The 26,027-nt window shown below is 47.5% G+C and carries 23 protein-coding genes and 2 tRNA genes; 20 read left to right on the top strand and 5 right to left on the bottom strand.

The window, feature by feature from the left end; all coding sequences use genetic code 11:
- Positions 1–20: 20 nt before the first annotated feature.
- The 3 genes from D0B88_RS13535 to D0B88_RS13525 are packed head-to-tail and all read right to left on the bottom strand — an operon-like array spanning position 21 to position 2,129.
- Positions 21–311, bottom strand: coding sequence for an EscU/YscU/HrcU family type III secretion system export apparatus switch protein (locus tag D0B88_RS13535; RefSeq protein ID WP_007641348.1), 291 nt, complete (start codon positions 309–311; stop codon positions 21–23).
- A gap of 43 nt (positions 312–354) precedes the next feature.
- The gene (locus tag D0B88_RS13530; protein WP_151057798.1) at positions 355–1,743 is read right to left on the bottom strand and encodes a flagellar hook-length control protein FliK; all 1,389 of its coding nucleotides are present in this window, start codon (positions 1,741–1,743) and stop codon (positions 355–357) included.
- A gap of 17 nt (positions 1,744–1,760) precedes the next feature.
- Complete coding sequence (locus D0B88_RS13525; protein ID WP_151057796.1) at positions 1,761–2,129, bottom strand: hypothetical protein; 369 nt, start codon at positions 2,127–2,129, stop codon at positions 1,761–1,763.
- A gap of 241 nt (positions 2,130–2,370) precedes the next feature.
- On the opposite strand from D0B88_RS13525, the gene ccmA reads away from it, so the two are divergent.
- From ccmA to D0B88_RS19020, 8 genes are all read left to right on the top strand, one after another.
- A complete protein-coding gene (gene ccmA / locus D0B88_RS13520; protein ID WP_007641342.1) occupies positions 2,371–3,045 on the top strand; it encodes a cytochrome c biogenesis heme-transporting ATPase CcmA in 675 nt (224 codons plus the stop codon).
- Entirely contained in the window at positions 3,038–3,751 is a 714-nt protein-coding gene (gene ccmB, locus D0B88_RS13515) for a heme exporter protein CcmB (protein ID WP_151057794.1), read from the top strand. Before ccmA ends, ccmB begins: the two co-directional genes overlap by 8 nt.
- Positions 3,752–3,776: 25 nt before the next feature.
- The gene (locus D0B88_RS13510; RefSeq protein ID WP_151057792.1) at positions 3,777–4,532 is read left to right on the top strand and encodes a heme ABC transporter permease; all 756 of its coding nucleotides are present in this window, start codon (positions 3,777–3,779) and stop codon (positions 4,530–4,532) included.
- The gene (gene ccmD / locus D0B88_RS13505) at positions 4,532–4,729 is read left to right on the top strand and encodes a heme exporter protein CcmD (RefSeq protein ID WP_007641328.1); all 198 of its coding nucleotides are present in this window, start codon (positions 4,532–4,534) and stop codon (positions 4,727–4,729) included. Before D0B88_RS13510 ends, ccmD begins: the two co-directional genes overlap by 1 nt.
- Before the next feature lie 40 nt (positions 4,730–4,769).
- Complete coding sequence (ccmE, locus tag D0B88_RS13500; protein ID WP_040391731.1) at positions 4,770–5,234, top strand: cytochrome c maturation protein CcmE; 465 nt, start codon at positions 4,770–4,772, stop codon at positions 5,232–5,234.
- The gene (locus tag D0B88_RS13495; RefSeq protein ID WP_007641320.1) at positions 5,224–7,227 is read left to right on the top strand and encodes a heme lyase CcmF/NrfE family subunit; all 2,004 of its coding nucleotides are present in this window, start codon (positions 5,224–5,226) and stop codon (positions 7,225–7,227) included. The genes ccmE and D0B88_RS13495 overlap by 11 nt, the downstream gene beginning before the upstream one ends.
- On the top strand, positions 7,220–7,765 hold the full coding sequence (locus tag D0B88_RS13490) for a DsbE family thiol:disulfide interchange protein (protein ID WP_007641318.1): 546 nt from the start codon (positions 7,220–7,222) through the stop codon (positions 7,763–7,765). Before D0B88_RS13495 ends, D0B88_RS13490 begins: the two co-directional genes overlap by 8 nt.
- Before the next feature lie 105 nt (positions 7,766–7,870).
- Positions 7,871–8,011: a hypothetical protein gene (locus tag D0B88_RS19020; protein WP_191966435.1), complete on the top strand. Its 141-nt coding sequence runs from the start codon at positions 7,871–7,873 to the stop codon at positions 8,009–8,011.
- 148 nt (positions 8,012–8,159) lie between these two features.
- On the opposite strand, the gene D0B88_RS13485 is transcribed toward D0B88_RS19020, so the two are convergent.
- A tRNA-Asp gene (locus tag D0B88_RS13485) sits at positions 8,160–8,236 on the bottom strand.
- Between the two features lie 40 nt (positions 8,237–8,276).
- A tRNA-Val gene (locus tag D0B88_RS13480) sits at positions 8,277–8,352 on the bottom strand.
- A 229-nt stretch (positions 8,353–8,581) separates the two neighbouring features.
- Between D0B88_RS13480 and D0B88_RS13475 the strand changes: the two genes are divergently transcribed.
- From D0B88_RS13475 to D0B88_RS13420, 12 genes are all read left to right on the top strand, one after another.
- Positions 8,582–9,097 (top strand): cytochrome c-type biogenesis protein, encoded by a 516-nt coding sequence (locus D0B88_RS13475; protein WP_040392004.1) that lies wholly within the window; start codon positions 8,582–8,584, stop codon positions 9,095–9,097.
- Entirely contained in the window at positions 9,094–10,374 is a 1,281-nt protein-coding gene (ccmI, locus tag D0B88_RS13470; RefSeq protein ID WP_151057790.1) for a c-type cytochrome biogenesis protein CcmI, read from the top strand. The genes D0B88_RS13475 and ccmI overlap by 4 nt, the downstream gene beginning before the upstream one ends.
- Before the next feature lie 297 nt (positions 10,375–10,671).
- A complete protein-coding gene (smc, locus tag D0B88_RS13465) occupies positions 10,672–14,181 on the top strand; it encodes a chromosome segregation protein SMC (RefSeq protein ID WP_151057788.1) in 3,510 nt (1,169 codons plus the stop codon).
- 27 nt (positions 14,182–14,208) lie between these two features.
- Entirely contained in the window at positions 14,209–15,393 is a 1,185-nt protein-coding gene (gene zipA / locus D0B88_RS13460; RefSeq protein WP_151057786.1) for a cell division protein ZipA, read from the top strand.
- A gap of 100 nt (positions 15,394–15,493) precedes the next feature.
- Positions 15,494–17,536, top strand: a complete 2,043-nt coding sequence (gene ligA / locus D0B88_RS13455; RefSeq protein ID WP_151057784.1) for an NAD-dependent DNA ligase LigA — start codon at positions 15,494–15,496, stop codon at positions 17,534–17,536.
- A gap of 2 nt (positions 17,537–17,538) precedes the next feature.
- On the top strand, positions 17,539–18,165 hold the full coding sequence (locus D0B88_RS13450) for a transglycosylase SLT domain-containing protein (RefSeq protein WP_007641305.1): 627 nt from the start codon (positions 17,539–17,541) through the stop codon (positions 18,163–18,165).
- Between the two features lie 36 nt (positions 18,166–18,201).
- The gene (locus D0B88_RS13445; RefSeq protein ID WP_151057782.1) at positions 18,202–18,627 is read left to right on the top strand and encodes a hypothetical protein; all 426 of its coding nucleotides are present in this window, start codon (positions 18,202–18,204) and stop codon (positions 18,625–18,627) included.
- A 19-nt stretch (positions 18,628–18,646) separates the two neighbouring features.
- Positions 18,647–19,624: a porphobilinogen synthase gene (hemB, locus tag D0B88_RS13440; RefSeq protein WP_151057780.1), complete on the top strand. Its 978-nt coding sequence runs from the start codon at positions 18,647–18,649 to the stop codon at positions 19,622–19,624.
- Positions 19,625–19,667: 43 nt separating this feature from the next.
- Positions 19,668–20,060, top strand: coding sequence for a DUF3012 domain-containing protein (locus tag D0B88_RS19150; protein WP_225318368.1), 393 nt, complete (start codon positions 19,668–19,670; stop codon positions 20,058–20,060).
- A 31-nt stretch (positions 20,061–20,091) separates the two neighbouring features.
- Positions 20,092–21,609, top strand: coding sequence for a Wadjet anti-phage system protein JetA family protein (locus D0B88_RS13430; protein ID WP_151057778.1), 1,518 nt, complete (start codon positions 20,092–20,094; stop codon positions 21,607–21,609).
- Complete coding sequence (locus D0B88_RS13425) at positions 21,602–22,360, top strand: DUF4194 domain-containing protein (protein ID WP_007641296.1); 759 nt, start codon at positions 21,602–21,604, stop codon at positions 22,358–22,360. The genes D0B88_RS13430 and D0B88_RS13425 overlap by 8 nt, the downstream gene beginning before the upstream one ends.
- A 2-nt stretch (positions 22,361–22,362) precedes the next feature.
- On the top strand, positions 22,363–26,019 hold the full coding sequence (locus D0B88_RS13420) for an ATP-binding protein (protein ID WP_151057776.1): 3,657 nt from the start codon (positions 22,363–22,365) through the stop codon (positions 26,017–26,019).
- Positions 26,020–26,027 lie beyond the last annotated feature (8 nt).

The following is a 26,027-nucleotide window of genomic DNA, read 5'->3' as shown; positions in this document are numbered from 1 at the left end:
CGACAATTTTTGATGCTTGGTTAGTTTTGCCAAGCATCTGGCACTTTTCCTTCCAATTGATACGCGAAGGCGATGATGTAGGCAACGGCAATATAAAGTGCCTCGGGAATTTCATCGCCTAACTCCAGCGTTACCAGCAAATCGACTAATGCTGCGTTATCGCACAGCGGCACACCATGTTCGTTGGCAATATTAATAATTTGCTCTGCCACTGCACCGGTGCCTTTGGCGCTTACATGGGGAGCATTTTTTCCGTCGTAATACAGAGCGACAGCCTTTTGTAATTGCGTGCCGGAATAGGTTTCAGTCATACCAGACTCTCACAATGGTTAATAAATTTTTCCTGTCAGGGCATCAGGTTTTTATATCAACTAACGAATAATTTACCGACATTTTGGGTGTGGGCGGCAAGCCGGGTACACATTGCAATTGTGCGATTTGAATGCCTTCTTTTTCCAATTGCGCTTTGAAAGTATCGAGCCGTGCCTGTGCTTGCTGTAACGTTTTTTCTTGTTCTGCCCAAAATTTTACGCTGAGCCGTTCGTTGAGTAATGCGAGCTGCGCATAAAGCTTTCCTACCGCTGGCAAATCAAATCCCAACATGACATTCCATTGCCGTACGCGTTTTGCTTCCTTCTCGGTGGACTCTTCAGAATCTTCAACCCACTTTTGTTCAAGCTGAATAGTTAAGGGGTGGACGTCTTGTCCTTGGCGAACGGGAATTTCCATCTGCCAGGATTGGGTGGGTTGTGGCTGGTCGGTTTGTGTCAGTTGGTGGCTGAGGGTGTGAATTTGCTGCAGCTGGATTTTTGCCAGGCTGCCGAGGGTGTACTGGTGCATTAACATCACTAGCTGGGCGCGCAATTGTTTTTGGTTCAATTCTGCTGGTTGTTTTTGCATCATAAAGGCAAGCAATTGGGGTAGGGCGCCAGCCAGATTCAATTTGCCGGTTTCACTGATAGGAACCAGTGCGGCAGCTGAGCTGGCGACAAGTTCTCGTTCCAATTGATGTAACACGCCCAGCAACGCACCTTTTAAATCCTGCGCAATGATTTTATCCAGATTGATGACTGGCGTTTTTGAGCCGTTTGCTACAACTCCAGCAGCGAGAAGGTTAGTTGCGCCAGCAGTCAAAAGCTTGTTCGCCAATTGGTTTTTATCAGAAGCTGATGCGCTGGCACCAAGACCTGCCTGAGCAGCCGTAGTTACTGGGATTTGCTTGTCAGCTGGCTGAACTGTGGCATTTGCGGTCGCCATAACAAGGCCAAGTGCTTGCGCCAATTTCTGTTCAAAACGCTGGCCGTTGTTATTGAGCGTCGTTTCCAGCAGTTTGGGATTGGTTAATTGATCGGTGAGGCGAATATGGTTGGCGACGGTTTTCAAGGCACCCTGTAACTCGCTCGACAACCATTCCCCACGCGACGCTGGCGGCATTTGCTGCACAAATTGGGTGAGTTTCGGCAGGGCCTCCAGTAAATCCTGACCTCGGTCTTTAACGGGCAGTAGCTGGCGTAGGCTTTCACTGATAGCGTTTTGCGCCTTCATCGCCAGCTGCTCTTGCGCGCTGCCTTGTTGCACACTGCGCAATACGTCTAACAGCGATGCTGGTAGAGCTTTTCCTTCGCTCTGTAAGGATGTAATTAAGCTAATCACCTTGTTCAACTGCTCGTGGGCAATAGGCTCCAGTATTTGTATGCGTTGGTTCGCCGTTAACTGCAGCAGGAGTGATTGCCCAACAGTCACAGGCTCGATGCTGTAGCTCAATAGGTGGGTAGGAACGGGGGGGTAGCACTGATCGAGGTTTGCAACGGGTTGGATACCGCCAAATTGATCAGCTTCAGACTGGGTGTTTGGGCCAGTGCTTTTTGCTCGAGTAGCTGTGCTAAAACGGCTTTCACTGCCGGGGCAGCAGAGTTTTTATTGAGTTGTGTTAATGCTGTTTCAATTGATTTCAGTAGCTCGGCGCGCTCAGCCGGGCTTGCCTGGGTAACTTTTTCCACCTGCGCAATAAATTGATCGCCCGTTTTCAACCCGAGGGTTTTGGCGAGCGCGCTAACCTGTTCGATCTGTATCTGCTGTTGGCTGCGCAAAGACAAATCGGATTTATTGGTGATAGCGTTAATGTCCATTAGCGATTCCGATTATTGATTCATCGCATCAAATGCGCAATTTGAGGTGCTTTGCCGGGAGCCACACGGCTATAATCGCGCGCAGTTTCTTAAGCGCAGGATGCGGACTCCGGACAAGTGAGCTGTGATGAGTATAGCGGCTCGCCCTTTTGCTGTGTCGATTTGTGATTCGACCCAGATAGACTTTGGCACTCCCGGCTAGGTCGATAACTAAGGTAAATAGCTAAGGTTGAAACACCGCATGACTGATTTGCTAACCCCGCTGCTTGAATTGCACGACCTCAGTTGCGAGCGCGATGAACGCTGCTTATTTACTGGCCTTAACATCCGCTTTGCAGCGGGCGATTTAGTGCAAATCGGCGGCCCTAATGGTGCGGGTAAAACCACCTTGCTACGCGCCATTGCGGGTATCAGTCAGGATTATGAAGGTGAAATCCGCTATAGCGGGCAGCCACTCGCCACCGCGCGCTGGGAGTTCGTGCGCGACAGTCTTTATCTCGGTCATCTTGCCGGCATCAAAAAAGCCCTAAGCCCTGCAGAAAACCTCTCCTGGTATCTCGCTCAAACAGGTGATAGTAGTGACATCAATCAAGCGCTCACGGCTGTGGGTCTCTACGGTTACGAAGATACCCCTTGTTACCAGCTCTCCGCCGGACAATTACGCCGTGTGGCCTTGGCGCGTTTGTATTTAAGTCAGGCACGCATTTGGATTCTTGACGAACCTTTTACCGCTATCGATAAACCGGGTGTTGCCCAGTTGGAAGCGCTTATCGCACGCCAGGTAACGCAGGGTGGTTTGGTGATTTTGACCTCGCATCAGGATTTAACCTTGCCACAGCTGCGCATGATTAATTTGCAGGGTTACCAGCCAACAGCATCAGCGTTTGAGCCGGGTGGGGCAACTGCCAATGGCTAATCCGACATTAAAAAATGATCGTGGGGGATTCTCGTTGTTGGCTGGTTTTGTTGCTAATTTTCGACGTGACTTGTTAGTTGCCGCGCGCCACAAATCCGAATTGGCGAATCCGCTGGTATTTTTCCTGATTGCGATCACCTTGATTCCCTTGGGCGTTAGCCCGGAAAAATCAGTGTTGGCACTTTTGGCCCCAGGTATTGTGTGGGTAATGGCGCTGTTGGCAACACTCTTATCGCTCGATGGTTTATTTCGCAGTGACTATGACGACGGCTCACTTGAGCAAATGTTAATCAGCCCGCAATCACTCTATTTTGCGGTAATGGCCAAGGTGCTGGTGCATTGGTTAGTATCCGGCTTACCAGTCACATTGTTGGCACCAGTTCTGGCGCTTATGCTGAGCCTGCCTGCGGAAGGTTTTTGGGCACTGTTCACTTCACTGTTACTTGGCACCGCATCCATGAGTTTAATTGGCGCAGTAGGGGCAGCACTCACAGTTTCACTGCGTAAAGGTGGGTTATTGTTGTCGCTTATCGTCATGCCCCTGTATATTCCGGTTCTCATTTTTGGTGCAAGTGCTGTGCAAAGCGCGGTGCAGGGCAGTGCAATCGGTATGCAATTGGCAATTCTGGGGGCTTTTTTAGCCTTGGCGATTGTTTTGGCACCTATAGCGGCAATGGGCGCGTTGCGCATCAGCGCCAACGGTTAAACATAATAATCAGGTCTTACTCTATATGGCATGGCAATGGTTTCATCGTTTAGGTTCACCGCGCTGGTTTTATGAAAAAACCACTTCCTGGCTGCCATGGTTGGCGGTAATTAGCATTGCGTTACTCCTGACTGGCGCAGTATGGGGTTTGGCTTTTGCGCCCGCAGATTACAAGCAGGGCAATAGCTATCGCATCATCTATATCCATGTTCCTGCCGCATTTTTGGCACTGGCGGGTTATTACATCATGGCGCTGTCAGGTGCAGTGGGTCTGATCTGGAAAATGAAATTGCCCTTTATGGTGATGAAATCTGCTGCCCCCATAGGCGCAGTACTCACATTCATTTCTTTGGTCACAGGATCAATTTGGGGTAAGCCTACCTGGGGAACCTGGTGGGAGTGGGATGCGCGCATCACTTCCATGTTAATTCTGTTTTTTCTCTACCTGGGCATGATTGCCCTACAGCAGGCTTTCCAACATCGTGATACCGCCGATAAAGCCAGTGCGGTCTTAGCGCTGGTGGGCATGGTGAACATTCCGATCATTTATAAATCGGTGGATTGGTGGAACACCTTGCACCAACCAGCAACTATTAAATTCACCAGCAAATCCTCTATCGATCCATCCATGCTCTATCCCTTGCTGACAATGGTGATTGGTTTTTATTGTTTTTATGCCTTGGTATTACTCCTTAATACGCGCCTTGAAGTGTTGCGTCGTGAAAGTAAAACCCAATGGGTTAGTGATTTACTGAACAATATCAAACCGGAGTCCAAATAATGAAATTCCAATTTGAATCACTGGCAGACTTTATGGCAATGAGCGGTCACGGTCCTTATGTATGGGCTTCTTATGCGATCACCTTTATTGCCCTGATCTTTTTAGTAGTGAATCCGGTACTACAGCAAAAGAAACTGATAAAACAACAACAGAAATTACGCAAGCTAGCCCAAAGTGCGCCCGCACAACACCAATAGATCACTGACTTTAAATGATTTTTTGAGAGTAGAACGAATTATGCATCCGCTTCGTAAACAACGTTTGATGATTGTGATTTTTATTGTGGTGTTTTCCAGCATCGCCGTGGGCCTTATGGCTTACGCGCTGCGTGAAAACATCAACCTGTTTTACCCGCCCAGCAAAATTGCCGCGGGTGATGTTCCACACAATAAACGTATTCGGGCGGGTGGTTGCGTTAAACCAGGCAGCGTCCAACGCGCCAGTGACTCGCTGCAAATCCAATTTGTGATTACAGACGGCACCGCTGATGTAAAAGTTAATTTCAATGGAATATTGCCTGACTTGTTCGCCGAGGGGGAAGCTGCAGTAATCAATGGCGTTGTAACTGACGCTGGCGAGCTTGATGCCAGTGAAGTGCTAGCCAAACACGATGAAAATTACATTCCACCTGAAGTGGCAGAAGCTATGAAAGATAAAGGCGAGCATCAAGCCAGTTGCGAGGGTCTAAAATATGCCTCTTGATTTTGTCCAACTGGCGCCCGAGTTAGGGCAATTCGCCTTAATTTTGTCGCTTTGCCTGAGTACGGCGTTATTTTTCTTACCATTAATCGGCGCGCACTATGGCAGTCATCTGCTCATGCGTTCCGGCCCGTCATTGGCAACGGGCTTCTTTTTTTTCGTCGCCTTTGCTTTTTTTTGCTTGACCTATTCTTTTATTCACGACGATTTTTCTGTTCGCTATGTAGCGACTAACTCCAACTCCCTGTTGCCGATTCAATACAAAATCAGCGCTGTGTGGGGGGGACATGAAGGCTCACTGTTGTTATGGATTTTAATGTTGGCTGGTTGGACGTTAGCTGTTGCAGTTTTCAGTCGCTCATTGCCACTGGACATGCAGGCGCGAGTGTTATCGGTGATGGGTTTTGTGGCGATTGGATTCCTCTCCTTTATTTTGTTTACCTCCAATCCGTTTGATCGCATTTTGCCTATGCCGCCACAAGACGGCAGTGATCTCAATCCGTTATTGCAAGATATTGGCCTTATTATTCATCCACCTGTTTTGTATATGGGTTATGTGGGGTTCAGCGTTTGTTTTGCATTTGCGATCGCAGCATTACTGACAGGCCGGCTGGATAGCGCCTGGGCTCGCTGGTCGCGCCCTTGGGCAACAATGGCTTGGGGTTTTCTGTCGGTGGGCATCGCTTTGGGGAGCTGGTGGGCTTATTACGAATTGGGTTGGGGTGGCTGGTGGTTCTGGGACCCAGTGGAAAATGCTTCTTTCTTGCCTTGGCTAATTGGTACCGCATTAATTCACTCATTGGCCGTTACAGAAAAACGTAGCTTATTCAAAAGCTGGACAATTCTGCTCGCCATTTTCACCTTTTCATTGAGCTTGCTGGGAACCTTTCTGGTGCGTTCTGGCGTGTTAACGTCAGTTCATGCCTTTGCAAATGACCCGGAGCGCGGTGTATTTATTCTCGGGTTTTTATTACTGGTAGTTGGTGGCTCGCTTACCCTTTATGCCCTGCGTGCACCCGTAGTAAAAGGCTCAACCGGTTTTGGTTTATTTGCGCGCGAGACCCTGCTACTGGGCAACAACATTTTATTAACTATCATCATGATTATGGTGTTGATCGGAACTCTTTATCCATTAATTGCCGATGCCTTGAATCTGGGTAAAATTTCCGTCGGCCCGCCATACTTTAATGTGTTCTTTTTACCCTTGATGGGATTGCTGTGCCTGCTGATGGCATTTGGCCCCTTGGCTAATTGGAAGCGCACATCGGGCAAACAATTCCTTTCACTCCTGTGGAAACCATGGGTAATCAGTTTGATTTTTGCGCTTTTATTTCCGCTCTTTTATCGCGATACCTATGAGCCACTTGCTGCACTGACCGTATTTGTAGCTAGCTGGGTATTCACTGCACTTATTGCCGATACTCTCTATCGCATCCGCAATGGTTCAACGTTAGTTAATGGCCTAAAAAAATTAAGCCTCAGCTATTACGCGATGGTTATCGCGCATGCGGGAATTGCGGTCACTGTAACCGGTGTCGGCTTAACGAGTATTTATACCGAAGAGCGCGACATCCGGATGGAAGTTGGTCAGCACGTACAGGTTGTTGAGTACGAATTTGTATTGAATAAATTGGTAAAAGTGGAAGGCCCCAATTACATCGCCGATGAGGCGCAAATTTCTGTATTTAAGGATGGTCAGTTTTTACGTGAAATGAAACCGCAGAAGCGCCGCTATTTAGCATCGGGCAGCACCATGACAGAAGTGGCACTTGATGTAGGGTTCTTCCGCGATCTCTATATCGCGATGGGGGAGCCACTCACTGAAACTGCATGGGCGATGCGTGTCCACCTCAAGCCGTTTGTGCGTTGGATTTGGCTTGGTGCATTGATGATGGCCTTAGGGGCAGTGCTTGCCGTGGCCGACAAGCGCTACCGCAAAGCGGTTAAACAAGAGATCCAGGTTGATCTGCCCACAGGAAAATTACTCAATGAATAAGCAGCGGTTATTTTTATTTATACCTCTGTTGGTATTTGTTGTGCTCGCTATTTTTTTCTGGCGCGGCTTGTCTCTTGACCCCAACGCCATGCCTTCGGCGTTGCTAAATAAACCTGTTCCTGTTTTCGAGCTACCTGTATTGCCGGCACCGGAGAATCCCTCCGGTCTGGTCACCGCCAATCAGGAATTATTGAAGGGCAGGGTAAGCTTGTTAAATGTGTGGGCGACCTGGTGTGTCACCTGCAGACAGGAGCATGAATTTTTAAACACCTTAAAAGCACAAGGCATTCCTATCTACGGTATAAATTACAAAGATAACAATGATGACGCGCAGAATTGGTTAGCCGAGCTACACAATCCATACGTGTTTAGTGTGATCGACGCCGATGGTCGCCTGGGATTAAATTTAGGCGTATTTGGCGCACCGGAAACTTACATTATCGATAAACAAGGTGTGATTCGTTATAAGCACATTGGGGATGTGAATGCCGCTGTTTGGGAAAACACCATCAAGCCCATCTTTAATAGTTTGCAATAAACCTATCTCAATAACATAAAACGCGTTTGATCCTGATCAATTGTTTTATTCCAGGCATAAGTAGACTGAATCCGTTGAATCAATTGGCGGAGGTGCCTTATGTATATGGATTCTATTGTTGCTTATGGTCTGGTAATCGTGGCTTTGGCTTGCATAATGATTACTTATGTCGGTATCTATGCGTACAAACACATTAAAGAAGACTCTGCAAAAGCAGATAGAGAACTAAATAAGAAAGCTATTTAAGTGAGCGCAGAGAAAACCTAAATACTCAGATAGAAACCAAAGGGCCCCTTGTGGGCTTTTTGTGTTTTAGTACGATTATTTTCTCGTTAGTCATTATATTGCGGACATAAAAAAAGCCCCAGATATGGGGCTTTTTTCATTTCATATATGGCGGACCGGACGGGGCTCGAACCCGCGACCTCCGGCGTGACAGGCCGGCATTCTAACCGACTGAACTACCGGTCCGCAGCGTCACTAAGAACCACTATTACCTTTTGAGTATAAGTGGTGGGCGGTACAAGACTCGAACTTGTGACCCATGCCTTGTAAGGGCATTGCTCTACCAACTGAGCTAACCGCCCAAGATATTCGCTTTTCAGCGATCACCTTGTTGGTGGCGCGTATTTTAATGATGTAAAAATTTCGGTCAACCTTTTTCTTACAGTTTTTCCAAAAAAATGTAAAAAACCTAAAAAGTGGTTGCAAAACAATCGCTTGCGATCAGTTTTTACCCTTTATTCAGGCGTACCTCTCATGCTTATGAGTTGTTATACTCGCGCACAAATTTTCATTTGCGGCGGATGGCTTGTTATGCGATCACAATTATTAAGGCTAGGTCTGTATGTCGGATTTTTAGTGTTTTCGTCGTGGAGTATGGCGGCAATTGATGTGCATGAATTCGACAATGAGGTTGATCGCAAACGCTATCAAAGTTTTATTGATGAAATGCGCTGCCCTAAATGCCAGAACCAAAATCTTTCCGGTTCGGATTCACCAATAGCCATGGATTTGCGTCGGGAGCTTTATCTAATGATAGAGGACGGAAAGTCAGACAAAGAGATCGTGGATTTCATGGTGGAGCGTTATGGCGAATTTATCCTTTATCGACCACGAGTTACGTCGTCCACTCTATTGCTGTGGGGGGCACCAATATTTTTGCTGATTGCAGGCATCATCTTATTGCTACTCATTGTGCGCAAACGCCGTTCGATTGACTTGACGGCCAGTGGGTCAAGTTTGTCTCCCGAGGAGCGAGAGCGCCTTGCTGGGCTATTGGGCAGCAGGCGAAATAAAGATTCAGTTGCCAAGCAGGAGAACAAGCAATGACCGCTCTGTGGGGAGGCGCTGTTGCGCTGTGTATTATCGCTACGTTATTTATTTTTTGGCCGGTTTGGCGCTACAGGTCGCAAAATTCCATAACTGCAGCAGTTAATGTGGAAGAGCGACTTGCTGAAAATGTGCGTTTATTTCACGAGCATGTGGCCGAACTGGAGTCGCAACTTGCTTCCGGTCGAATTGATTCCGCACAGTTTGCCCAACTGAAGCTCGAACAAGAGCGAGCACTGCTGGATGATGAAGCTAATATTCGTGCAGCACAGCAAACGCGCCAACTTAACGTTGGTGGTATTACCTTTGCGGTGGTAGCACTTGCGGCATTGCTTGCCGCTTATGGTTTATATCGCGAGCTGGGCAGTAGTGCCGATGTCGAGATACGAATGGCGCAAGCCGAAAAACAGCATCTTGATATGCTGGACTATCAAGCGGGGCGAAATCCTGACCCGGTGCGTACCCGTGAGATGATCCACTTAATTGAGGCTCGTCTGGCCGATAACCCGGATCAGCTTCAATACTGGTTTTTTCTCGCCCGGATGTACATGGACATAAGCGATTTTACCAACGCAACCAATGCCTATTTGCAAGTGTTAGAGCGAGATAAAGAGTCATCAATGGTGATGGCTGAGGCAGCTCAGGCAATGTTTCTGCGCGATGGGAGCAAAGTCAACCCGGCAATTGTTGATTTAGTACAAAAAGCCTTAAAGCTAGACCCTGATAACACTATGGCGTTGGGCTTGGCAGGTATAGACGCTTTCGGAAAGCAAGACTATCTAGGTGCCATTAAATATTGGGGGCGGGTGGTTAATCTAAGTGGCCCGGACTCCGCTGGTGGTCAGGCGCTTACCGCAGGCATAGAGCGAGCTGCCGGGCTGTTTTTTGCCAACGGCGGTACTCAGGAACAATTGGATGCAGCGCGCAACGGGCGGCAAATCGCGGTTAATGTTTCACTGGCGAACGATGTGAAGGTTCAACCCGACCAGTTGGTTTTTGTTTATGCACGAGCGTGGCAGGGGGCCAAAATGCCTTTGGCGATTGCCCGTTTCAAAGTATCTGAATTACCCAAGCGCGTATTGCTAACTGAAGCAATGGCAATGACCGATGCTATGACACTCGCCACAGTTGATAGTGTTGAATTAGTGGCGAGGGTATCACAGGATGGTACAGCAACCGCGAAAGCGGGTGATTGGCAAGGCAGTATCGGCCCCGTGGATGCGGCTGCTGCGCCGGCAGATTTGCAAATAACCATCAGTGAGCAAGTCGCTCCCTAGGGTTGTAATTTATTTAGGAATAGATGAATCGCTTAAAAAGCAGGCGACCACTGCCGCACTTGATAAGCAATCCCATGTTTGCCGTTTTGGGCGGGTGTAAAGCTCTACACAAATGTGTAGAATCCCGCCCTTAGTGGTTAATTTGGCGTTTTCTTAAAATTTTATAGCAGTCAAAAAGACTAACAAAATCAAACAGCTAGGCGACTCGAATCGCCAGCGGACTATTTCTTGAACAGGTGGATTGAAGATGGGCGCTTCAATCGCAAAAACCTGCTGAATCATGAGTGATACGGATCTATGCGGTTAAAGTGCATCAAACTGGCTGGCTTCAAATCGTTTGTTGATCCGACAACGGTCAACTTCCCCAGCAATTTATGCGCTGTTGTCGGGCCAAACGGCTGCGGCAAATCAAATATTATCGACGCGGTACGTTGGGTAATGGGTGAATCATCAGCCAAAAACCTGCGTGGCGAAAACATGACTGACGTTATTTTTAATGGCTCCAGTGGTCGTAAACCAGTCGGTCAGGCCTCCATCGAGCTGGTGTTCGACAATTCAGATGCAACACTGACTGGCGAGTACGCGGGTTTCAGTGAAATCAGTATTAAACGTAAAGTTTCTCGCGATGGTGATAACAGCTATTACTTGAATGGCACCAAGTGTCGCCGCCGCGACATTACCGATATTTTCCTCGGTACCGGCTTGGGCCCCCGCAGTTACGCCATTATTGAACAGGGCATGATTTCGAAGTTAATCGAAGCCAAGCCCGAAGAATTACGGGTTTACATTGAAGAAGCCGCCGGTATTTCCAAATATAAAGAACGTCGTCGCGACACAGAAAGCCGTATGCGCCGCACCCAGGAAAACCTGGAGCGTTTAACCGATATTCGGGATGAGCTCGAGCGGCAACTATCACGTTTGCAGCGCCAGGCACAAGCCGCCGAAAAATATGCCGAATATAAAAAAGAAGAACGCTTGTTAAAAGCGCAGTTGCAGGCGCTCAAATACCAGCAGCTTGATCAGCAAGCCAAGGCCAAACAGCTAGCCATCCGTGACTTGGAATTGCGCATGGAATCTTTTGTGACTGATCAAGTCAATAAAGATACCCAAATTGAAAAGTATCGCACCCAGTACACTGAACTGGGCGATAAGTTTAACGAAGTTCAAGGACGTTATTACGCTATTGGTGCTGAAATTGCGCGCCTTGAACAAAGCATCCAGCATGCTAATGAACGTGCGCGTCAGCTTCAAACAGATCTGGATCAAACCAGTCGCGACAGCAAAGAAGCAGAAGAAAATCTTGCCATAGATACCCAAAAAGTTGAGGCCTGGGAAGAGGAGCTACTGGAGCTGGAACCAGAATTGGAGTTGGTGAAGGCTGCGGAAGAAACTTCCAGTGAGTCCTTGATTGATGCCGAAGAGGCAATGCAACGCTGGCAAAATGATTGGGATAGTTTTAATCAGCGCGCAGCCGAGCCGCGTCAGCGTGCAGAAGTCCAACAGTCCCGTATCCAGCATTTGGAGCAAGTTCAGCAGCGCTTACTGCAACGCATCGAAAAATTACGCGAAGAAAAAACGAACTTGCAGGATGGCTCTGACGACGAGTCGATTAATGAGCTCACTGAGCAGCTTGCAGAGTTGGATTTGATTGCCGATGAAAAACGAGCGCGTCTCGATGGTTTTGTAGAAACACTTGATACAACCCGTAATGAAAATAACCGCCTCGTCAATGAGCTTGATCAGGCGCGCAGTCAATTGCAGAAAATGCGCGGCCGCCATGCTTCACTGGAAGCATTGCAACAAGCAGCCATGGGCGAAAAAAATAAAGCCGTAACCGAATGGCTCGCCAAGAATAATTTATCTGGGCAGTCGCGACTTGCCGAATCAATCGCGGTTGTCGATGGCTGGGACAAAGCATTAGAGACAGTGCTAGGCAATTCGTTACAAGCGGTTTGTGTCGATCAACTTGATGCCGTAGCTGGCCTGCTGACAAATCTCACTCAAGGTGAATTGGTGTTATTTGACCCGCAGGCAAAAACAGCGGCGGCGCCTTTTACAAAAGCAGAATTGTTAAGCACGAAAGTTAGCGCTGAATGGGATGCGCAAGGCGTGCTCGCCGGAATTTATATTGCTGATGATTTATCTGCAGCGCTTGCATTGCGCAAACAGCTCACAGCCAATGAATCCGTGATTACTCGCGATGGAATATGGTTGAGCGCACACTGGGTACGTGTCACACGCGATACGGATGCAAGCTCTGGTGTTATTGCCCGCCGTCAGGAATTAGAAGAACTCACCGCAGCAATTGCCAGCGCTGAAGAACAAGTTGAGTTATTAAGCTCGCAGCTTGATAAGGGGCGTGACGCCATCAAGCGCCTTGAACAGGAGCGTGAAGCCCTGCGGCGCGAAGTGGATGAGCAGAACCGCAAACACAGCGAGTTGCGCTCACAGTTGAGTGCCAAACAAGTTCGTATCGAACAAATGAATATGCGTCGTGAGCGTGCTGAAAATGAAATCCGCGAAGCGCGCGAGCAAATGGAGCAAGAAGCAGAGCATTTGTCGGAAGCACGAGTAATTCTGAGCGAAGCCATCGAAATGATGGAGCAGGATACTGACCTGAGAGAGTCATTATTGCAGCAGCGCGATGATATTCGTTCCGGTTTGGATAGCGCACGACAACGCGCCCGCCACGACAAAGACAAAGCGCACGAAATTGCAATGCGCTATCAGTCTGTAAAAACCCAGCTGGAATCAATTCGCTTGGGGATTGGACGCTTGCGCGAACAAGTTGCTCGCTTGCATGAACGGCGTGAACAATTAATTGCTAGCATTGCCGATAATCGCGATCCGGTAGAGGAATATAAATTAGAGCTTGAGGCCTCATTGTCCAAGCGTCTCTCTGTAGAAGCGTCATTAACTGAAGCTCGTCGGGCGCTGGAAACTGTGGAGCACGAATTACGCAACTCTGAGCAAGCGCGCAATCGCGCCGAGCAAGAAGTGCAAGCAGTGCGTACACATTTGGAGCAGGAGCGTTTAGCAGCGCAAATGTTCGAAGTGCAGCGTGCTGGCATTGTTGAACAGCTTGAGGAAGAAGAATTAAATCTGGATATTATTCTGGCTGAAATGCCTGAAGGTACAGAAGTAAAACCGTTGGAAGAGGAATTGGAATCCATTGCCGGTCGCATTAGCCGTTTGGGCCCAATTAACCTTGCTGCCATTGATGAATATAAAACCGAATCCGAACGCAAAAATTATCTTGATGCGCAAAATGCGGATTTGATGGAAGCACTTGAAACGCTTGAGAATGCTATCAAGCGTATTGATCGCGAAACGCGTACGCGCTTCAAAGAAACATTTGATCAGGTTAACAAGAGTTTGCAGGAGCTGTTCCCTAAAGTTTTTGGCGGTGGCCATGCTTATCTTGAACTGACCGGTGACGAACTGTTGGATACAGGCATTACCATTATGGCTCGCCCGCCAGGTAAGCGTAACAGTACTATTCATTTGCTGTCGGGCGGCGAAAAAGCGCTAACAGCAATTGCATTGGTATTTTCTATTTTCCGTTTGAACCCGGCGCCTTTCTGTATGCTGGATGAGGTAGATGCACCGCTCGATGACGCAAACGTAGGGCGCTATGCACGTATGGTTGAAGAAATGTCAGCCCAAGTGCAGTTTATTTACATCACACACAATAAAAATGCGATGGAGATGGCGCACCAATTGTTGGGCGTCACCATGCACGAGCCCGGTGTTTCACGCCTGGTGACAGTAGATGTTGACGAGGCCGCAGAACTCGCTGCGGTTTAACACTAAATACATATTACGGATAACCTTATGAAAGATTGGGTCATCATTATCGGATTCCTGTTTATTGTTTTGATTCTGGTCGATGGAATCAGACGCAAACATAATGAGCGCACTGGCAAAATTAAAGTGTCGCGCTCACTTAAAAAAAGCCTTAAGCAGCCAGCACTGGAAGATGAAGAAGATCAGCTTGCTGCAGCACCTAGTTATACCAGTGAACTGCCTAATGGTGGCGCTCGTGTAGTAGCAAAGCGCGACCCACAAGCGCCAATTCCAAGTATTGAAAAAAAGGCGCACGCCAAATCCTACACAGAAAAACAGCAGCGTAATGCGCTTACAGAAGCGCCTATTACACGAGCTCAACGCGAACCCCAGCAGACCAGTCTCAATCTTGGACAGTCGGTGCCTATTTTGATGGAATCAGTGGAAGATAAAAATCGTTCATTGCCGCTGGATGAGCGTATAGAGCCCAGCTTTTCCGCTGTAACACCTGACTCGGATCTCGATCATGTCAATGAAGGACAAGATTACGAAGGAGAGGACTACGAGGAAGATGATCACCCCTATGTGCGTGAACTTGATGATGAAAGAGATGATATAGATTCCAATGAAGAGGAAGATTACGAATACGAGGATGAGCTTCCGCAGGACGATCATGAGCAAGGTGATGCTGACTATGATGATGAAGATTACGAAGAAGATGATGAATATGAAGATCATCAGCAGCAAGCAGCGCAAAACAAAAATGAATTAAACCAACAGCCCGCGCCAGAACCGGAAGAGGTTTTAATTATTAACGTAATGGCTCATAAAGGTGAGATGTTTAAGGGCGGTGACTTATTAGACATCATCCTAAAATGCGGTATGCGCTACGGAAGCATGGATATTTTCCATCGCTACAGTGATGCAAAAGGCGATGGTGCACTGCTATTTAGTATGGCGAATATGGTGAAGCCAGGAACTTTTGATCTTGATGCTATGGATGAATTTGAAACTCCAGGCGTAAGTTTGTTTATGACTTTACCGATTAATGCAGATTCAATGCAATCATTTGATTTGATGGCGGATACTGCACGTGCGATGGCAGAAACATTAAATGGCGAATTAAAAGATGAGCAACGCAGTGTGATGACTCGTCAAACACTCGAACATTGTCGCCAGCGTATTCGTGATTTTGAACGAACTCGTCTATTTCGCCGTCCACCGCGCCACTAAGATAAATTCTTAAGATGCAGGGATGCATCTGCTGTCTATCAAGGCATGAATCGCAGCGTGTTGCTAACCGCAGGATTCGCTTCTTCAGGTACATTCATTCATGTCTACTTTGTCTCTCTTTGATAATTTCCCCCCAGAAATTCAACAGCTGCGTCAGGAAATTAATTTCCACAGTTATCGTTACTACGCATTGGATGATCCCCAAATAACCGATGCCGACTACGATCGGTTAATGCAGCGTTTACGTGAACTAGAACTTCAGTTTCCAGATTCTGTCACACCCGACTCGCCAACCCAACGGGTCGGTGCTGCGCCGCTGTCTGCATTCCAGACAGTGATTCACGAAATGCCAATGCTGTCCTTGGATAATGCATTTAGCGATGAAGACTTATTGGCGTTTAATCAACGTGTACAAGATCGCCTTAAAAGTACGGGGGATATTGAGTACGCATGCGAATTAAAACTGGATGGTATTGCTGTCAGTTTGTTATATCGCGACGGCGTACTTGTGCGTGGTGCAACACGGGGTGATGGCACCAATGGTGAAGATATCACTCAAAATGTACGTACCATTAAATCAATTCCCTTGCGTCTGCACGGGGAAGGTTATCCCGAAGTTTTAGAAGTTCGCGGCGAAATCTATATGCCCAAGGCCGGTTTTGAAGCGCTCAATGAAAAAGCTCGGGGGGCGGGTGAAAAATTGTTTGTAAATCCACGTAATGCGGCCGCAGGTTCTTTGCGCCAATTGGATCCTCGCATTACGGCAAGTCGCCCGCTCGAAATGTGTGCATACAGTGTTGGATTGGTTGATGGTGGTCAGTTGCCGGAAACCCATAGCGGCACCTTAACTGCTTTAAAAAACTGGGGCTTTTTAACCAATCGCGAAACGCAAGTTGCAAAAAATATTCAGGAAGCAATGGATTTTTATCGTCGAATTGGACTGAGACGCGACGGACTTGCTTACGATATTGACGGTATAGTTTTCAAGGTTAACTCCCGCGAGTTACAAGAAAAGCTCGGTTTTATTTCTCGTGCACCACGCTGGGCTATTGCTTATAAATTTCCTGCGCAAGAAGAATCCACACTATTGTTGGATGTGGAGTTTCAAGTCGGCCGCACTGGTGCCGTCACGCCAGTGGCTCGTTTGCAGCCCGTATTTGTGGGTGGCGTTACCGTTTCTAATGCAACGCTTCACAATCGCGATGAAATTAATCGCCTAGGCATAAAAATTGGCGATACGGTTATTGTTCGTCGCGCGGGTGATGTTATTCCGCAGATTGTGCAAGTGGTAGAAAGTAAGCGAACACCCGATGCCCGCGATATTATTTTCCCTGACTCATGTCCGGTTTGTGGTTCGCCCGTAGAGACAGTTGCCGATGAAGCTGTCGCTCGTTGCTCAGGCGGGCTAGTGTGCGCAGCGCAGCGCAAAGAAGCGATTAAACATTTTGTTTCACGCAAGGCAATGAATGTAGAGGGCTTGGGAGATAAACTCGTAGAACAGCTTGTCGATTTGGGCTTGGTCAATAATCTTGCGGATATTTATTCCCTGAGTCGCGAACAATTATCGGCCATGGAGCGCATGGGGGAAAAGTCTGCGGATAATATTCTAAGCGCGTTAGAGACCTCCAAAAAAACCACCTTGGCAAAATTTATTTATGCCTTGGGAATTCGTGAAGTGGGGGAGGCAACCGCGCGCAATTTTGCCAATTACTTTGGCAGTTTTGAGGCGCTGGCGGCTGCCGATCAGGAGACCTTACAAAAAGTGCCTGATGTTGGCCCTGTGGTCGCACACTTTGTAGCGGAATTTTTTGCACAAGAGTGCAATATTATCGCCGTATCTGCATTGCGTAATCATGGTATTCATTGGGACAACATTGATGTCGTGAGCCCTGAGGAGTTGCCACTGGCTGGGCTTACTTATGTATTAACGGGCACATTGGAATCGCTCTCTCGTGATGATGCCAAAGCACACTTGCTAGCGCTTGGCGCAAAAGTAGCCGGTAGCGTATCCGCTAAAACAGATTATGTTGTCGCTGGGCCGGGCGCTGGATCAAAACTCGCTAAAGCAGAAGAGCTGGGCCTGAAGGTGATGGACGAAGCGGGATTACTTGAGTTACTACAGCAGCATGGAAGGAGCATTTAGCAATGCAATATAAAAACGCATTAATAGTTTTTGCGCGGTTGCTGTGTCTGGTTGGCTTAATAGGTTTAATCGGGTGCTCCAGCTTGCCCCCAACAAAACCTCAAGATCTCTGTGCAATTTTTGATGAAAAACCTTCTTGGTACAAAGAATCAAAAAAAGCCGAAAAACGTTGGGGCTCATCAGTACCGACCATGATGTCAATCATGTTTCAGGAGTCTCAATTCAAACATAATGCACGGCCAGCACGCACAAAAATCCTGTGGGTGATTCCAGGGCCGCGTCCTAGTGATGCTTATGGTTACCCCCAGGCAAAAAATGCCACCTGGAATGAATACCAAAAAAACAGTGGAAATGGTTGGTCGCGCCGCGATAATTTTGGTGATGCGATTGATTTTATTGGTTGGTATAACAGACAAAGCCAAACCCGCAGCCGAATCAACCCCGGGGACAGTTATAATTTGTATCTCGCGTATCACGAAGGCCACGGAGGCTTTAATCGTGGGACTTATAAGCGAAAGAATTGGTTAATCAATACTGCCCGTAAAGTTGAATCCCGTGCACAGCAATATGACTATCAGTTGCGCGCCTGTGAGGATCGGTTTAAAGGCAGTTGGTGGTGGCCGTTTTAAAAGTCGTTAGTTGTCGTTACTAATGTCGGAGTGATTATGGATCAAGAATCAATTGTCTACGGTTGTATTAAGGATGTATCACCGTCAGCGCTGGAGTCTGAACGTATTCGTGTTAACCGGGATGCGATGCTGTCTTTACCTCATGCAGACGAGTGGCCGTTTCTGAGTCAGGAAATGTTTTCTATTCCTCGTGTTAATTCGCCATTTTTTAATTATCAAACAGAAGTCATGCACTTCGGCGCGTCTTACAAGGCAGTGGAATATGAATGGGATCAATGGATTGCCCAGTTTGAGTCGCTGCTGAGCAAAATGTATTGGGTTTCTGCAACCGTTCACTTGGAGACGGAATTGTCAGGTACACATACATTTACTTGGGAAGCGAACGGAAGTTTTCATAAGCCCGGCTCTGGCAATATGCGGGTACGCTGTGAATGGAGCCACGAAGGCTCTTTGAGCATTTAAATATTTATTGAGTTTAGTTATGCAGATTCCACTGACCAAACCTGACTTTCGTTTTCGTCGCCTGCGCAGAACTACAGCCCTGCGTGAATTAGTGCGTGAAACTCATTTGCATATGAGCGATTTTATTTTGCCCATTTTTGTGGAAGAGGGCATTAGTGAGCCGGTTCCAATTAAATCCATGCCGGGTGTATTTCGCTACCCGGAAGCGCAACTCGCAGATATTGTAGTGCGCGCTTGGGACAAGGGTGTGCGTGCAATTATTTTGTTTGGTGTGTCCACACATAAAGATCACGAGGGTTCCGATACCTGGTGTGAGCATGGTTTGCTCGCACGAATGATTCGTGCCGCAAAAGCAGCACAGCCAGAAATGTTAGTTATTAGCGATAACTGTTTCTGCGAATACACCGACCATGGTCACTGCGGTGTAGTTACCCATGATGATGTGGATAACGACAAAACTCTCGCAAATTTACAAAAACAAGTTGTACTGGCAGCGCAAGCCGGTGTCGATATGATTGCCCCGTCGGGCATGATGGACGGCATGATCAGTGCAATTCGCCAAGCGTTGGACAGCGCCGGGTTTACGCATATTCCAATCATGTCTTACTCCACCAAATTTGCTTCTGCATTTTATGGCCCGTTTAGAGACGCGGTTGATAGCAGCTTTAAGGGCACGCGCAACACCTATCAAATGGATCCATCCAATTCACGTGAAGCGCTTGCCGAATCCATGCAGGATGAAATGGAAGGCGCCGATATTCTCATGGTAAAACCGGGCATTGCGTATTTGGATATTCTTGCCAGTATTCGCGCCAATTCGGCGCGCCCCTTGGCGGTTTACCATGTGAGCGGCGAATACGCGATGATTAAAGCCGGCGCGGCTGCCGGTGTTATCGATGAGAGATCTATCGTTCTTGAAACCATGACGGCATTTAAGCGTGCAGGAGCTGATTTAATTATCACTTACTATGCCGAAAAAATGGCTGAATGGCTTTAAGTTTTGCTTATTGGGTTGAAATTAGAATCAGGATTTATAAGTAATGATGTCATTGTTTCGCGAGCAAAAATTCCTTGTCATATTGTTAATTCTCAGTGTGTTGGTGCTGGGTTTAGGGTTATTTATGATTCAATCGACTAATAAAAAATCTGAGCAACAAACAGAACAGCTAGTGAATGAGCAGGAAAAAACCGTTGCAGCCATGAATTTAGTGGCTGAAATTGCTCAGCAGGAATTAAAAGCGCAACAATCAAACCAACAAATGGTACAGACTGTAGGTGATATAAAACCGCAGGAATCGCTTGATCGTGTCGCTGCACTAAATGGTCGTATACCTGAAGTGGGTAGCGATGATTGGTGTGAAGTGATGATGGTGAAAGACGCTAAAGATTGGACTGAAGATGAGCAATCGCTTTTTGCCAAACATTGTCTGTAATTTATTCGCCGCAACTTTGTGAACCCTTCTGATGTTTTTTAGCGATTCCCGGCTTCATTTTTTTAATCCGCTCACGGGTAAATACCGGGCGCTCGCTGCTGAGTGCCTGCGTCTTTTATATCAGCGTTTATACACAGATCTGCGTGACTATGGACATGCGATTAATCGTGAACAGCTAGTCGATATTTTTAAAGAGGCAATTGCTCGCGCGCCCATTTTGGATATTGATCTTGATGTCGATACCGAAGGTGAGGATGCAAGTGAGGGGCGCTTTAAAACCCAGCGTGATCTGGCGAGTTTTATTATTAACCGTTTAATTGAAAATGGTTGGCTGGAAAAGCAAGTCGACGAAACCAGTTTGCAAAGTAGCTATGGTTTTAGTCGCATGGGCCGTTTATTTACCCAGCCCTTTGCCGATAACGATGCGAATCAATTTCGTACCCGCAATCGCAACACCCGTAACACCCGCAATAGTTTGCAAGCCTTTTACGATCAAGGTGAAATTAACGATTTGCTCGATGCTTATGAATACTCAGAGCGAATCATCAGTGATTTCACCGATGTCATCGCCGAGCTTGAGGAGCGCAAGCGTCAATTGGTACGTGAAGTGGAATCACGCCAATTAATTCAGCAAGCGAGCGATGAGTTTTTTGATTTTATGGAGACGGTATTCAAACCTGACCTGGAAGTACGTTTGTCTGCTGATAGTGTAGAAAAATACCGCGACCAAATTTCCGACATAATCACCAAAATTCGCCGCAAACGGAAATACGGTTTGGGCGATGAAGAAACCGCTGCAAAAGATTGGCGCGCAGTAATGGAAATTCGCTTGCGCAAAGCATTACCGCAAAAAGTAGTTCCCGGCGTATCGCTGCTGGAGACCTTGCTGCAAACCATTGATTCACGCTTGAAAAATGCCTGTGACATTATGTTGCCCGCGCTGCGGCGCGCATTGAACACCTTTACCCAGCGGGCTGACATTATTATTCGCCAGCTCAGCTACATTAATAGCCGCGGGCAGGATGACCTGATGGACATTTACCGCTCGCTTGGCAATTTATCGCCCGAGCAGCAGGATGAGGTATTAGTTGTGCAAGGCGAAGCGATTGCCAGTATCCAAATGGGTTATATCGACCCTGCGCAAATCCAATTGCGTGCGCCGCGCAATATTCAAGTTGTACGCTCAATGCTTGACGAGGATAAAGCATTGGATGCAGAAGCTCAAAAATCATTGTTCATTCAACAAGCGTTGGATAAAGCCTTTATTTTGCAATCCAGTAGTGTGCGTGAGTATGTCCATCGTGCACTGCTGGAAAAAGGTGAGATTCGCAGCAGCGAGTTGCAGGCGAATTCCATGCAGGAATTATTAAATCTCTCCCATGCCATTGAAGTTGGCGCTGCAGACAATCTTTCGTCCCGTTATCGTTTTTGTGTTCAACAAAATAGCGAATGGTTGCACCAACAGCCTTTGGTAGCAAATGGCGCTTACTTTAAGCAGCGCGATGAATTTGTAATTAGCTTGACCGATGAAGGTAAGCCCCATGAGTAACGCATTAAGCTCGCTCCTGCAGGAGCAGTTGGATAAACACAATTTAAGTTTGGAAAACTGGCGTGAGCTGGTACAGCGGCTACTGGATTACGGTGTCTTATGTCGCGATGACAGTCAGGTTGAAGCCGAACTCTATGACCGCTTTTTGCGTATTCATGAACTACTGAATGATTACTTGAGTTTGATGGGAATTCGCTTTCAGCATGACAGCCATTTTCGTTTTGTACGCATTCTGCCGCCGGGTGCACGTTTACCTGGTATGGATGATGAAACTGACGAGCCTTTCAACGCAGGGTTGCGCAGCCGCTTAAATCAACACGAAGTTGCTTTGGTATTAGTGCTGCGCGCCGAATACGACAAAGCGTTACGTGAAGGTAGCATTGACGAGCAGGGTTGCGCCACTTTATCACTCGAAGCCATCGCCATGGCGATGAAAAGTTTGCTGCGTCGCAGCTTGCCGGAAAATATCGGTGAGCGTCGCCAAGCGTTTAAACGTTTACGCCAGCTGCGGTTGATTAATTTTTTCGCCGAATCAGATATTGATTCCAGTGAAAGCTGGATAAAAATTCGCCCGTTAATCATTAATCTCGTTAATAACGAATGGCTTGAGCAGATCCGTAATCACCTTGCAGAAAACTTACTACTAGTTGATGAGGATGCAGAAGAGCCCAGCACAGCAAGCGACGCTCGTCCATCCCCCGTCAAGCCCACCCCGCATTTTAATCGCTCGCTTTTTGCCGCTGAAGAATAGTTATGTATCTGAAAAAGTTTATTTACGTTAACTGGGGCAATGTACCCAATACCGAGTTTGAATTTGGGCCGATTAATTTATTTTCCGGCGGCAATGGCTCGGGCAAAACTACGGCGGCGGATGCGATTCAAACCATCATGACGGCAGCCCATGATAATTTGTTTCATTTCAACCCTGGGCAGGATGAATCGAGTCAGCGTGGCCGCGGTGGAAAACTGGTGCGCACACTCGCATCCTATGTGCTGGGCTGTGACGATGGTGCGTATTCCCGCCCGCAAGGTTGCGATGGATATTTAGCGGCAATATTTCACCCCACACAAGGTGAAAATAGCGAGCCATTTACCGCATTAATCGGCATGCGTGCGTTTTTAGAAACAGCAGGGCAAGGAGCAGGCCTACAAAAAGTTGCCCGTTTGGATGATACCCAGTTTTATATTCTGAGTGATGTAGAACTGGGGTTAAACGATTTATTAAAAGAAGAAAAAACACACAAGTATGTAGTTCCACTCGACAAACTCTACGCTGGTTTGCGCCGCAAATATGGTCAGTCACAAGTAGAGAAATACGACAAGAAAAAATCTTATCTCTGCCGGCTTTATGGTGTTTTGCGCGGCAAAAAGGATGCAATCTCCGAGCGTGAAGCCATGAATGCCGCCCGCGCATTTTCGCGCTTTATGGCATACAAACCTATTAAGGGTATCGATGAATTTGTTGCCAACGAGATTCTGGAGTACCGCGATTTAGGCGAAGCCATTCGCACCGTATCCACCATGCTTAAACGTATTCATACCATGGAGTCAGACGCCCGCACGCTGCGCCAAGGCATTGAGCGTATGGCACAGGGGCGTCAGTGGTCGGACAACTTTATCGCCAACTGGCTTGAACAACAGGTGCTGCAATACTCTGTAGCAAAACGCCGCTATACCGACTCACAAAGTTTGTATTTGGATGCAAAACATAAACAGCAATTGCTACGTGAAAGCTCGGCGGGACATCAGCAATCGTTATCTGCCTGTGAAGCCCAGCGCGATGAAATTAACCAATTGATTCTTGCCGCAACAGCCCGCCGCTTAGGCGTTCCGGCACTGCGTGATAAAGATCAACTGGAACAGGAAAAAGTTGCTCAAGAAAAGCTGATTCAAACCCAAGTGCCGGAACTGCGTAAGCAACATCAGCAACTTTTGGTTAACCTTGAAGCTGCCCAACAATTCTCACTGGCTTTGCGCCAAACCTCCATCGCAGTGGATTTACCTGCGTTAAAAGATAGCAACCTGACGGCATTGGTTAAAAACCTGTGTAGCGATTCCGAGGCACTGGATATCCACCAGCTTCTCAATCGTGACTTGATTGAGCTTAGCCCGCTGGAACCTCAGCTGGAAAAAGTGGTGGGGCTGCAAAAACATCACAATGCATTTTTCGCCAGCTTATTTACGCAAGATTCCAATGCCGGTGTTGCGCGGATTAATTTACGCGATCAAATCGCTCAGGAGCGCGATAAACGCAAAACCCAGGCTGAGCGTTTGCAAAAAAATACTGAGGTAAAACGCCGCGAAATCCAGACCTTGGAATCACGTCAAGTGAGTTACCCCGGTTTTGTGCGCGCCGCGCTTGACGCGATTGCTACCCAGTGCCCGAAAGCCGATGCCAGGGTTTTATGCGATTACGTGGATATCACCGATCGCGAATGGCAAGCGGCGATCGAAGGTTATATTGGCGCAGCACGTTTTGGCATTATTGTTGAACCGGAATACGAAGCCGAGGCGATTGCTATTGTGCGCAATATGGCAGGGCAGGGGAATCGCGCCCGCATTATTCAGGGCGATAAAGCGCGTAAGGATATTGATAAATCTGGCGAACCGACTAGTAACTCCATTATTCAAGTAATGAATTTTTCCCACGCCACCGCAGAGGCCTACATTAAAGCGAGTTATGGCAATGTACAACGCGTAGAAAATGCCAAAGAGTTAAAAAACACGCGGCGCGGCATCACCAAAGATGCTATGGGCTCGGGCAATTACGCGATGTTTCGCTGTGATATGGCAGATTCAGAATTGGTATTTGGCCAAGGCGCTCGCGAGCGCGCACTGGATGCCAAACGCAATGAATTCCATACGCTGGTAAGTGAATGGCAAGCCGCAACGGCTTATGCGGAAGAGGCCCAAGAACTCTTGCTTGCGCTGGATAAACTTAAGCCCTTGAGTTATGCCGAAACATTACAGGCGATGCTGGCGGCACAAACAAAAATTCAAGCGATTGATAGTAAATTGCAGCAATTGGATTTAAGTGATACCACGGCATTAGAGGCAGAGTTAAATGAACTGCAATTGCGTTTGCAGGAGCAGAACCAACATTATGCTCGCTTAAACAATGCACAAGTGGATTGCCGCGCAGAATTAAAATTGGCGGATAATCTCTGCCACAAACTGGATGCAGAGCAAGATAAAACCCTCGCGCAGGTTGATAGTTGCGAAGCCAACCTGCAAGCGATTGCTGCATTCTGGCCAGACTTTGACGCGGACGCACGTTTGCAACTTGCCGATGAAGAGATAGGCCAACACAGCGTGCAGTACTTTGAAACCCAGTTAGCTGGGGTAAATGCCGAGTTAAAAACTATTTTACATCGCTTGCAACAAGCGGCGATGGTGCACAACCAGTTCTGTGCAACCAGCGATGCCATTTTGTTTGATATTGACTACAACGACGATTTGGGAAGCGCGAATTTCCGCGCAATTTGCGATATGCGTCGGCAATTTGATGCGCTCTATAATCGGGATAAAAATCATATTCTCGCTCAGCGACATCAGGAAATAGAATCTCTGCGTGAAAGTTTTAACAATGCCTTTGTCACCAATCTGTGCCACTCCATCTATCAAGCCATTAACGATGGCAAGAAAACGCTGGAAGATTTGAATAAAGAATTGGAACATCACCGCTTTGGCGCGGACCGCGAGCGCTTCCGTTTTGATTGGGAATGGGTACCTGAATTCAAAGAGTATTGGCAATTCTTTAAAGCCGTAATCGATAGCCCCAGCTTGGGTGAAGGCGAAACACTGTTCAATATGAAGCTGGATGAAAAACACCAGCGTGTGCGCGAACGACTAATGGCGATGTTGCTGGATGAGGACGAACAAAAAGCCTTGCGTGAATTAACGCGCATTGCCGATTATCGTAATTATCGCTGCTATGAAATTTACAAAGAACCAGAAGGTAAAGCCCCCATTGCACTCAGCCAATATGGCACGGGCTCTGGCGGGCAGCTGGAAACACCGGCTTACATTATTCGCAGCGCCGCCATTACCTCCGCATTTCGCTTTAATGAAGGCAACAGCCATTTGCGCATGGTGTTGGTAGATGAGGCGTTTTCTAAAATGGATGAGCATCGCTCCCGTGAAGTGATTAATTACTTAACGGAAAGCTTGGGCTTGCAGCTTAATTTTATTATGCCAAGCAGTAAGTCAGGCCCATTTATGGATTTGATTTCCAACCAGTTTGTATTCAGTAAATGCCCAACAGCCGAACCGGTTGGTGAATTAAAAACGCGGGTAATGCTTGATCGACAGGTGTGCGACCAGGAGAAGATTAAAAAATTAATGGCCAATCATCGTCGGGCGATACGTCAGCAGGCCGCGTTGGATTTTATGTTGGAGGTTGAAGGGTAAAAAGATGA

Origin of the sequence: Cellvibrio sp. KY-YJ-3 (assembly GCF_008806955.1) — a bacterium.
In the GTDB taxonomy this organism is placed as follows: domain Bacteria; phylum Pseudomonadota; class Gammaproteobacteria; order Pseudomonadales; family Cellvibrionaceae; genus Cellvibrio.
The sequence above is the reverse complement of the archived record's forward strand: the minus strand, read 5'-3'. Positions and strand labels throughout refer to the sequence as shown.